Here is a 1,987-nt window from a genome sequence, read left to right on the forward strand (position 1 = left end):
GCAGCCTCGGCTACCGCAGTCCCGCCGAATACGAGACTGCCCTGGCGGCCTGACCACCACACCGAAGGTGTCCGCCAAAGCGGAACAAGCTCAGGAGACCGTCTGATCACTCGTGCGCAGAGCGATGGCCAAGACCGCTTTACACCACACCGACAACCCCGACCGCAAGCTCCGCAGCGAGTTAGTGATCTGAGTCAGACCCACCAGCGACGTCACCACGAACATCATCACTGTCAGAGATTCGTCGGCAGTAGGCGGCGACTCTGTCGAGGATCTCGTCGGCTGTCTTGGTCCAGTTGAAGGGCTTGGGTGTTCGTTCCAGTCGGCGAGCCAGGCCCGGATGTCGCGTTCGAGGGCTTGGACGGAGCGGTGGACGCCGCGCTTGAGCTTCTTCTGCGTGAGTTCGGCGAACCACCGCTCGACCATGTTCAGCCAGGACGCGCTCGTCGGAGTGAAGTGCAGGTGGAACCGCGGGTGGGCCAGCAGCCACTTCTTGATGTCGGGCGTCTTGTGGGTCGCGTAGTTGTCCAGGATCAGGTGGACGTCGAGGCCCTCGGGAACTTCCTTGTCGAGCTTCCTGAGGAACTCCTTGAACTCGGCTGCCCGGTGACGGCGGTGGAGGGAGCCGATGACCTTGCCGGTGGCGACTTCGAGGGCCGCGAAGAGGGTCGTGGTGCCAGCCCGGACGTAGTCGTGGCTGCGGCGTTCGGGGACACCGGGCACCATCGGCAGGACCGGCTGGGACCGGTCCAGCGCCTGGAGCTGCGACTTCTCGTCCACGCAGAGAACGAGCGCCTTCTCCGGCGGGTCGAGGTAGAGGCCGACGACGTCGCGGACCTCGTCGACCAGTGGGTCGCGTTCTTCGGTGTCTCCTCGAGCGTCTTGACGATCACCCGTTCGACATCGGCGTCGGTGATCTTCCGGGGGACGCCGGGCCTCGGGTCGTCGCACAAGCCGTCCAGGCCGCGTTCGAGGAACCGGCGCCGCCAGGTGCGGACCGTGTCCGGGGTGACCCGCAGCCGGCGGGACACCTCCATGATCGAGTGGCCTTCGGCGCACTCCAGCACGATCCGCGACCGCAGAGCCAAAGCCTGTGCTGTAGTCCGGCGGCGTAACCAGCCCTCCAGCACAGCCCGCTGGGCATCAGCCACCGACAACGGCAGATTCTTCAGACCAGGACGACTCACACCCGGCGCATTACTCCCCGTACCCGTTCCCGGTTTGGTGAGCCGCACCTGCCACTTATAGTTCACCCCGCTGCATCGGCGCGGGGGCGGGTGAGGGTGAACTGATCGCGCGGGGTTAGGGTGCCGAAGGGGCCGAAGGTGTAGTAGACGACGTTCATGCGTGTGACCCCTTCGCTGCTGTTGCCGGGGTCGATGGTGAAAGCGGCGAAACCATATGGGTGCTGCCGTTCCTGGAACGCGGCCCAGGGGGCGTCTTCCTCCAGCCAGATCGAGTCCTTGCGGTCGGGCAGTTGGGGGTTGGGGTTGGCGGAGCGGGCCACGATGACTCGTGCGCGCGGCGTGTCATAGAGACGGTTGTGTGAGGTGGCGAAGGTGCCGCCACCAAGGACCATGTGTACGGTGCCTTTCGTGGTGTCGATCAGGTCGCGATCGGTGTCGGCGGGGACGGGGGTGGCAGTGTCGTTGCCGAGACGGCCGCGGACGGGGTGTGATCGCTCGTAATGGTGGTCATGGCCGCAGACCACCAGATCGACCTTGTATCTGTCGAACAGGGGCCCCCAGGCTTGCCGTACGCCAAGGTCGGAGCCGTAGGTGGTACGACCGCTGGAGATGTACAGCTGGTGCATGCACACCACGATCCAGTCGATGTTGGTGTCGGCGCGGGCGGCCTGCAGCTGTGCTTCCAGCCACATGGCCTGCTGGCCACCTGAGCTTGTTCCGCTTTGGCGGACACCTTCGGTGTGGTGGTCAGGCCGCCAGGGCAGTCTCGTATTCGGCGGGACTGCGGTAGCCGAGGCTGC

Annotated in this window: 1 protein-coding gene and 1 pseudogene; both read right to left on the minus strand. The window is 65.5% G+C overall.

Annotated elements, in window-relative coordinates:
* Positions 1-181: 181 nt before the first annotated feature.
* Positions 182-1,187, minus strand: a pseudogene (locus ACZ6C1_RS38990) (IS630 family transposase).
* A 62-nt stretch (positions 1,188-1,249) separates the two neighbouring features.
* Positions 1,250-1,879 carry a metallophosphoesterase family protein gene (locus ACZ6C1_RS38995; RefSeq protein ID WP_469247771.1) on the minus strand — a complete coding sequence of 210 codons (630 nt, stop codon included), beginning with the start codon at positions 1,877-1,879 and terminating at the stop codon, positions 1,250-1,252.
* Positions 1,880-1,987: the final 108 nt, after the last annotated feature.

Source organism: Streptomyces sp. NPDC041796, assembly GCF_055590785.1.

What these genes read in the sequence shown, in the direction of transcription:
- ACZ6C1_RS38995 (WP_469247771.1), bottom strand. Translation starts at nt 1,879, where the DNA reads ATGTGGCTGGAAGCACAGCTGCAGGCCGCCCGCGCCGACACCAACATC.